Genomic DNA, 8,353 nt, shown 5'->3' with positions numbered 1-8,353 from the left:
TCGGACGAGGAGGCGGCACCCGGGATGACCGATGCCGGCTGCGTCACGGCTTCTTGAGGCCTTGGGCCAGGGCGTTGGTGTAGCTCGGGAAGCTCGGGATGTAGGAGCCACCCACATTGGAGCCGTAGATGAACGCGTTCTTGTTGTAGACCAGCGGCACCACCGGAGCGAGCGCCATGGCCTGCTTGTCGATGGCCGCCCAGGCGGTCTTCGACTTCTCCGCGTCGGTCTCCTGGCTGGCCGCCAGGATGGCGGCATCCAGCGCGTCATCCGACAGGCGGGCCATGTTGTAGTTGCCGTTGCCGATCTCGGAGCTGGCCAGGATCGGCTGCAGCGCGGCATAGGCCGAGGGGTAGTCGGCCTGCCACCCGCCGAAGCCCAGGTCGAAGTCGCCACTCTTGGTCAGGGTGTCGGTGGCCTTGTCGGCGTCCTGGCTGACCACGTTCACGGTGAGGCCGACGGCCTTCAGGTCGCTGACGATCGAGCTGGCCATCGTCCCCTGCTCGGGGTTCGAGGAGTCGACGACGAGCTTGAGCGCAGGCACCGTCTTGCCCTGCAGCAGTTCCTTCGCCTTGGCCTGGTCTCCGGTCGGTTCCGCCGGGTAGAGGTCGTAGTCGGCCTGGCCGATGATGCCGGGCGGCATCAGGGTGGTGGCGATGTCGCCGCCGTATACCGGACCGCCCTGGATGGTCTGCACCTGCTGCTTGTTGACGGCGTAGTTGATGGCCTGGCGCACCGCCAGGTCCTTCAGACCGGGGCGGGTGGTGTTCATCACGAGGTAGCTGATCGCGCCCGAGGGGGAGACGTAGACGCGCTGCTTCAGCGATGCGTCCGCATTCACCTTCGTGATCAGCGCCGCCGTGACCGAGGGGCCGGTCGCGTTCTTGTCGTCACCGGAGTCGGAGGCCATCCGCTGGGCGGAGGTCTCCGGGTTGAGGCCCATCTCGTAGTCGATCTGGTCGGGCCAGGCCGGGCGCACGGTGTCGGTGGCGGCGTCCCAGTTCGGGTTGCGGACCAAGGTCACCTTCGAGCCGACCTGGTAGTCCTTCACCATGTAAGGGCCCGACGACGGCGGGGTGTGGTCATAGGCGGGAATGCCCATGCCCTTGGTGGCGGGCACCGGTGCGAAGGCTGGCATCGAGGTGATCCAGGGCCAGTCGGCGAAGGGGCGGACGAGGTGGAAGATGATCGTCTTCTCGTCCGGCACCTCGATCGAGTCCAGGTGCTTGCCATTGGAGGGGCCGGTGTAGTCGGAGGCACCGTCGAGCAGCACCTTGTGGTAGCTCAGGCCGCCCTGCAACTGCTCGTCGAAGCTGCGCTCCAGGCCGAACTTCACGTCGGCGGCAACGATGGCGCTGCCGTCGGAGTACTTCAGCCCGTCCTTGAGGGTGTACTTCCAGGTCTTCCCGTCGTCGGTGGTGGTGCCGGTGTCGGTGGCCAGGTCGGCGACGAGCTCGGTGTCGGCGCTGGGGTCGGTCTTCCACGCGGTCAGGCCGCGGACGATGTAGTGGATCCCCGAGGTGGCCAGATTCTGGCTCATTGCAGGGTCGAAGTGGATCTCCTTCGACGAGCTCAGGATCTTCAAGGTGCCGCCCTTGACCGGGGTCTGGGTGGTGAATGCATTGCTGCCGGCGCCCGCCGAACCGGACGCGGTGCCCGCGCCGACGGAGGTGGAAGACGTGGGATTTGCGTTGCATCCGACCAAGCCGATCGCAGCGGTGGCGAGGCCGAGTCCGAGCAGTTCGCGACGGTTCATGACGTTCTCCTGTGATGGGGCGCCAAGTGGGCAGCGCCGAGGCTCGAGTATATGCGGCGGATATTTCTCGGTTCCTGCCCCTGGTTTCTCGGTTCCAGCCCTTGGTGCGACCGCAGATGCTTGCCCCAACCCCTTTCGGCTGTTGGCGTACATGCGGCCGGGAAGGTTGTCCACCGCCATTTCGCCGGTATTTTCCGGGGAGCAGCCTGCATCGTCCGTCCAGAAAGAGGCTCTCGTGGCCATCAACATCAACCTTGACGCCCGCACCGACGTGGACCCCGCGGCCCAGCCGATACCTCGGTCATTCGTCGGCTATGACCCACAGGTCTCGGACGAGATCTCGTGGAACGCGAACCGCGGCGTCTTCGTGCTGGAGGAACAGGCGCAGAACGAAAGCCTCGCCACCTTCACTCATGAGGGGCTGGTGAAACTGGTCGCCGAACTCGAGGGCATCGAGCACCTCGAGACCCCGGAGGGGCCGCGGCAAGCGCTGCTGGGACGGATCCTGCCGCCCGGCGATCCGGTGCGTGACGCGCTGGTCAACCGTGCCGTCGACTCCACCGCGCAGGTCTCCAGCTTCGACACCTCCGACCTGGAGTCGATGCCAGCCGCCGAGCGCTACAGCCCGCGCTCCCGGCGCACCTTCCTGCTCAACCTCTACCCCGACAAGTGGGTCTGGGCGCCCGAGGACGAGGCCGACATCGTGGCCCGCACCGCCGCTGGTGGGTCGTGGCGTGAGCCGTGGATGACCGGTGGGCGTCGCCAAGGCATCGAGTCCGGCGATCGGGTCTTCCTGGTTCAGGCCGGCCCTGGCAACCGCGGCATTCGCGGTGCGGGTATCGTGCACACCCCCGTCTACCAGGCCGAGCACTGGGACGATCCGAGCAAGGTCGGCAACTACGTCGACATCACCTGGGACGTCCTGCTCCCCGAGGAGCGGATGATCGACCTCTCGGTCGTCCAGCAGCGGGTGCCCGGCTACGGGTGGACACCGCAGAAGGGCGGCGTGGAGCTGCACCAGCCCATGGCCGAGCAGTTGGAGGAGTTGTGGGCCGAGCACCTCGGCGACGGCAGGCCCACCATGGTGCGACCCGAACCGGGCTGGTCGTCCGAGGATGCGCGACGCCGCACGCTGGGCGCCGAGGCGGCCCAACGTGCGCTCGAGCAGCTCGTCGCCGATGGCTGGGAGGTCGTGGCGGCCCACGCCGACCTTCCCTTCGATGCCATGCTCACCCGCGACGGCGAGAACCGCTTCCTGCTGGCCAAGGCGATCGAGACCGCCGGCCGCCCGGTGCACCTGAGTGCCGAGGAGGTGGAGCATCTGCTGGCGCACCCGGACGAGTGCGACCTCGCCCTGCTCTGCGATGTCGAGTTCGAGGGTGGTTCGGCGGTGCTGGGCACCGGGCAGCTGATCATCGAGCCAGCCCGGATCAGTGCTGACGACATTCGTCCGACGCTCTACGTCTGGGAGCGCTGACTCGGGTCAGCTCGTCAACTGGACCACCAGATTGATCGAGCACGCCACCACGACCGCGCCGAACAGGTAGCTCAGCAGCGTGTGGCGCGTGACAGCTCGACGCACCACCTTGGTGGTGAGGTCGGTGTCGCTGACCTGGTAGGTCATCCCGAGGCAGTAGCCGAGGTACATGAAGTCGCGGTAGTCAGGGCTGTCGTCTTGGGGGAAGTCGATGCCGCGATCGCCCTCGCCGTAGTACAGGCGCGCGTAGCGCAGCGACCACACCAGGTGGACCGTGAACCAGGACGTGAAGACGGCGGCCAGACCGAGGAGGCCCTCCACGATCCCTGAGGAACCCTGCTGCGATCCGGCGACCAGTAGTTGCCCCACACCGGCGAGGCTCGCGACAGAGGCCATCAGCAGGCCAAAGCCGCTCGCCGCGCGTCCGCTGTCCTCCACCTGCGAGTGCTCCTTCGTGGCGTCCCCATCCATTCTGCGCACCGAGAACCAGACCAGCGCACACCACGTTGTCCCCGTGGCCACCCAGCCACCGACCAGCGCCAGTTGCGCGTGCCTGAGCAGGAGCAGTGCTGAGGCGACGAAGATTCCGACCACCAGTGCCGCCCCGACGTGCAAAAGGGCTGGGCGGTGGTTGTTGGGAGCGGGCACGAGGGGTCCTTCCGACGATCGGGCGTGCACATTCTGCGCCACGGCCGTCCCGGATCGCACTGCATCCCGCGGACCAATGATCCGCACGATCTCGAACTACTCGAACTGCCCCCAGTGCCTGCGCAGGCCGGTCATGCGGAATAGCCTGCCACGCAGCAGTGCAACGCTGCTGCACCGTCTCCTCTGACAGGGGCGATGCTTCACGTCACGGGACCTCGACGGGCGTGGCCGCCGTGGAGGCCCGGAGCGGTCTCCGAGCCTCCGAACGGTCCCGAGCGTGCCGAGAGGTCAGGGCGTCGGCATCCCGCCATTGACGTTGAGCGTCTCGCCGATCACATAGCTGGACTCCGGGGAGGCCAGGAAGACGTAGGCCGGGGCCAGCTCCACCGGGTGACCGGCTCGACCCAGCGGGGTGTCCTTGCCGAACTTCGGCAGCTTCTCGATCGGCTGGCCACCCTGCACCTGAAGCGGCGTCCAGATCGGGCCGGGAGCCACGGCGTTCACCCGGATTCCCTTGGGCGCCAACTGCTGCGCAAGGCCCTTGGTGAAGTTGTTGATGCCGGCCTTGGTGGTGGCGTAGTCGACGAGCGTCTCGGAGGGCTTGTAGGCCTGGATCGACGTCGTGTTGATGATCGTCGAGCCGGGCACCAAGTGCGGCAGGGCCGCCTTGGTGATCCAGAACATCGCGGAGAGGTTGGTGTCCAGTGTCTGCTGGAACTGCTCGTCGGTGAGCTCCTCGAGACTCTCGACGGCCTTCTGGTGGCCCGCATTGTTGACGAGGATGTCCAGTCCACCGAGCTTCTCGACGGCCTGCGACACCAGTTCGCGGCAGTTCTCCGCGTTGGTGATGTCCCCGGGCAGCGGCACGGCAACTCTTCCCTCGGCCTCGACCAGTGCCTTGATCGTGTCGGCGTCCTCCTGCTCCTCGGGCAGGTAGCCGAAGGCGACGTCGGCACCCTCGCGGGCGAAGGCGATCACCACGGCGGCACCGATGCCGGAGTCACCCCCGGTGACCAAGGCCTTGCGCCCGGCCAGCCGGCCGAGGCCGTGGTAGGTCTTCTCGCCACGATCGGGCTTCGGGGTGAGGTCGGCGTCGAGGCCGGGCTCTGGCTGCTGCTGCTCGGGGATGTCCAGGTCGGCGTAGGCGTCAACGGGGTTGGCAAAACCCAGCTGGGACTTCTCGGCCTGCTGGTGCTTCTTCTCGGTCACGGGTCGTCCTTTCTGTGTGCCGCGATCTGGGGTCGCGCGTCGAGATCCACGCTGCCACGGGAGGCTCGTCAGGGCACCACCCGAAGGGCGGCGGGCCTGTTCGCCGGACGCTGATTGCGCTGACCCCGGCGACGCCCGGGCGGCAAGCTTCTCGGCATGGACACCAGCGCGACCCCGCACTTCGAGTTCGTCGGCCAATGGGAGGGCCAGCTCGTCGCCACCTCGATCCACGCCGGACAAGACCTGCGTCGCGAGGTGGCCGACCTGATGGTGCTGGATGAGGACGACCGCGTTCGCGAGGAAGATCCGTTCACCAACCTGATCGCGCAGCTGGTGCCGGCCAGGGTGCTGGTGAACCGCTCCCGCTTCGAGGTGGACCTCAATCGCTCGCCCGACAAGGCCGTCTACCAGCGTCCCGAGGACTGTTGGGGTCTGGACGTGTGGCGTGGCGGCGCCCTGCCCGATGACGTGGCCGAGCGTTCCCGCGAGGAGCACGAGTCCTTCTACGCGGCCTTGGGCGAACGCCTGGACGAGGTTGCCGCGCGCGGCCCCTTCGTCGTGTTCGACGTGCACTCCTACAACCACCGTCGCGACGGGGCTGAGGCGCCCGTCTCCCCCGAGCGGGACAACCCGGAGGTCAACGTCGGCACCGGTTCGCTGGACCGGGAGCGCTTCGGCGGCGTCGTCGACGCCTTCATCGATTCGCTGTCCCAGGCCGAGGTGAGCTGGGGGCGGTTGGACGTCCGCGAGAACGTCCGCTTCCAGGGCGCGAACCTGTGCCGGTGGGTGCACGAGCGCTACCCCGGCGTGGGCGTCGCTCTGGCGTTGGAGTTCAAGAAGACCTTCATGGACGAGTGGACGGGCGAGGCCGACAAGCAGCGCATCGCCGAGCTGGCCGCCGCCTTGGCCGCCACGGGCGAACCGGTGCTGGCGGCACTGGCCCAGGTGCGGTGAGCATGCGTGCCTTCAGCGAGAACGACCGGCACGTCGACGCGGATCTCGCGGCACTCGGCGACTCGATGCGCTTTCTGCTCGACGTGACACCGATGAATGCCTCGCAGGTGCGGGCACGGTGGGTCGCTGGCGACCACTGCGAGCCCGACTTCGCCTACCGCGAGCTGTCCACCGACCCGGACGTGCTGAAGGCGGGCCTGGCGCGGATCGACGTCAACACGGTGGACGACCCGACGCTGCGCTCTTTGCTGGCCGCCAAGCACCGCGAGCTCACCCAGCAGGCGGAGATGATGCGGGCCAGGAACACGTCCGACTTCCTGCCGCTCGCGATCGAGCACTACGGAGCGGTGACGCCCGCGCTGCGCGACATCGCCCGGCAGGTGATGGACGAGGTACCGCTGCCCGAGGCATCCGGCGACCCGGTCAGCGCCGAGGACTTCCTGGTGCTCGCACAGGCCGAGATCGACTGGTACCACCGGCAGGACCCGGACGTCGTCATGCACGCCGAGATCCGCGAGGACGTCAGCGGGGTGATGGTCAGTCACGACACCCTCCTGGTGCCGAGCGGCATTCCCTGCACCGCCGACCGCGCCAATGCGCTGCTGCAGCACGAGGTCGGGACCCACCTGGTGACGCAGGTGAACGGATCCGCGCAGCAGATCACCTGCCTGGGCAGGGGGCTGGCCGGCTGCGACGAGACCCAGGAGGGTCTGGCCGTGCTGGGCGAGGTGGCCAGCGGCCAGTTCACCCGGGCCCGGTTGCGCCAGCTGGCCGGGCGGGTGCTGGTGGTCGATGCAATGACCCACGGCACGCCGTTCGACGAGTGCTGGCAGCAACTGGTCAGCCGTGGCACCAAGCGTGGCAGCGCGTTCACCACCGTGATGCGAGTCTTTCGTGGCGGCGGTCTCACCAAGGACGCCTGCTACCTGCGCGGGCTGGTGGACCTCCTCTCGCACATCAAGCACGGTGGACGGCTCGACCTGATGTTCCGGGGGAAGTTCGCGCTGCGGGACCTGGGGTTGGTCGAACAGCTGGAGCGGGACGGACGTCTGGCCCCGCCCCGGCTGGAAGCGCACTGGCTGGCCATGCCCGATGCCCCAGAACGACTGGCCCGAGCAGCCACCACGCCGCTCGCCCAGATCGTCGCCTGAGGCACCTCCGGAGCTTTCCCTCCCTGACTTTCGACCCCTGACTTTCGACCCCTGAACAGGAGCACCATGAAGATCGGATTCCTCGTCAACGACATCGCCACCGAGAAGGCTGGCTACACCACCACCCGGCTGGCGCTGACCGCCACCAAGATGGGCCACGAGGCCGGCGTGATCGGGCTGGGCGACTTCAACTACCTTCCCGACGGGTCGCTGGGCGCGCTGGTACGCAGGGGTTCGGCCAAGACCTACCGCTCGCACGAGCGCTACCTGGCCGACATAAAGAAGGACGACGGCGAGCAGACCCCGCTGGGGGAGTTCGACGTCCTGATGCTGCGCAGCGATCCGGCCTCCGACCCGGAGCGTCCGTGGGCCTCCACCGCGGGTGTGGCCTTCGGGCAGCTGGCGGCGGCGCAGGGAGTGCTGGTCGTCAACGACCCCGAGACGCTGGCGACGGCGATGAGCAAGGCCTACTTCCAGCACTTCCCGGAGGTGGTGCGGCCGCGGACGCTGATCAGCCGTGACGCCGAGCAGATCAACGCCTTCGTCAATGAACTCGGTGGCAAGGCGGTGCTGAAGCCGCTGCAGGGTTCGGGCGGTTCGGGGGTCTTCCTGGTCAACGACGAGGAGTCGCCGAACCTGAACCAGATCATCGAGGCGATCGCGCGCGACGGCTACGTGGTGACCCAGGAGTACCTGCCCGAGGCGGCGAAGGGCGACACGCGCCTGTTCGTGATGAATGGCCACCCGCTGCAGGTGGACGGTCACTACGCCGCCTTCCGCCGGGTGAACGAGTCGGCGGACATGCGCTCGAATGTGTCAGCCGGCGGCAAGATCCACGAGGCGACGATCACCGACGAGATGCTGCAGATGGTGGATGTGATCCGTCCGAAGCTGGTGAGCGATGGCATGTTCCTCGTCGGGCTCGACATCGTCGGCGACAAGCTGATGGAGGTCAACGTCTTCACCCCCGGTGGCCTGGGCAGCTCCCAGAACATCTACGACGTGGACTTCACCCCCCGCATCATCGAGGAGCTGGAACGCAAGGTGTCCATGCGCGCCCACTACCCGGGCGGTCTCCCCAACAAGGCCCTCGCCGCCCTCTGATCCCGACGTCCACCGAGTGGCCAGGACCGTTCCCGAGCCTGTCGAGGGGGCGCC

7 protein-coding genes are annotated in these 8,353 nt (G+C 67.7%); 4 read left to right on the top strand and 3 right to left on the bottom strand.

What is annotated here, in order from left to right; genetic code table 11:
- Positions 1–43 precede the first annotated feature (43 nt).
- Positions 44–1,756 carry an ABC transporter substrate-binding protein gene (locus ABD089_RS00385; RefSeq protein ID WP_343884161.1) on the bottom strand — a complete coding sequence of 571 codons (1,713 nt, stop codon included), beginning with the start codon at positions 1,754–1,756 and terminating at the stop codon, positions 44–46.
- A 235-nt stretch (positions 1,757–1,991) separates the two neighbouring features.
- Here ABD089_RS00385 and ABD089_RS00380 point away from each other — a divergent pair, with 235 nt between their 5' ends.
- Positions 1,992–3,233, top strand: a complete 1,242-nt coding sequence (locus ABD089_RS00380) for a hypothetical protein (protein ID WP_343884160.1) — start codon at positions 1,992–1,994, stop codon at positions 3,231–3,233.
- A 6-nt stretch (positions 3,234–3,239) separates the two neighbouring features.
- On the opposite strand, the gene ABD089_RS00375 is transcribed toward ABD089_RS00380, so the two are convergent.
- Together ABD089_RS00375 and ABD089_RS00370 are read right to left on the bottom strand one after the other, a co-directional pair.
- A complete protein-coding gene (locus ABD089_RS00375; RefSeq protein WP_343884159.1) occupies positions 3,240–3,881 on the bottom strand; it encodes a DUF1345 domain-containing protein in 642 nt (213 codons plus the stop codon).
- A gap of 288 nt (positions 3,882–4,169) precedes the next feature.
- Positions 4,170–5,090, bottom strand: a complete 921-nt coding sequence (locus ABD089_RS00370) for an SDR family oxidoreductase (RefSeq protein WP_343884158.1) — start codon at positions 5,088–5,090, stop codon at positions 4,170–4,172.
- A gap of 156 nt (positions 5,091–5,246) precedes the next feature.
- On the opposite strand from ABD089_RS00370, the gene ABD089_RS00365 reads away from it, so the two are divergent.
- The 3 genes from ABD089_RS00365 to ABD089_RS00355 all read left to right on the top strand — a co-directional run bounded on the left by ABD089_RS00365 (position 5,247) and on the right by ABD089_RS00355 (position 8,299).
- The gene (locus ABD089_RS00365; RefSeq protein ID WP_343884157.1) at positions 5,247–6,044 is read left to right on the top strand and encodes an N-formylglutamate amidohydrolase; all 798 of its coding nucleotides are present in this window, start codon (positions 5,247–5,249) and stop codon (positions 6,042–6,044) included.
- A gap of 2 nt (positions 6,045–6,046) precedes the next feature.
- Positions 6,047–7,195, top strand: coding sequence for a tyrosine/phenylalanine carboxypeptidase domain-containing protein (locus tag ABD089_RS00360; protein WP_343884156.1), 1,149 nt, complete (start codon positions 6,047–6,049; stop codon positions 7,193–7,195).
- A gap of 66 nt (positions 7,196–7,261) precedes the next feature.
- Entirely contained in the window at positions 7,262–8,299 is a 1,038-nt protein-coding gene (locus ABD089_RS00355; protein WP_343884155.1) for a glutathione synthetase, read from the top strand.
- The last annotated feature ends 54 nt before the right edge of the window (positions 8,300–8,353 follow it).

The sequence above is a fragment of the Luteococcus sanguinis genome, from assembly GCF_039527675.1.
Lineage (GTDB): Bacteria > Actinomycetota > Actinomycetes > Propionibacteriales > Propionibacteriaceae > Luteococcus > Luteococcus sanguinis.
Note: the sequence above shows the minus strand (reverse complement) of the source record. Positions and strands in the feature narration are given on the sequence as shown.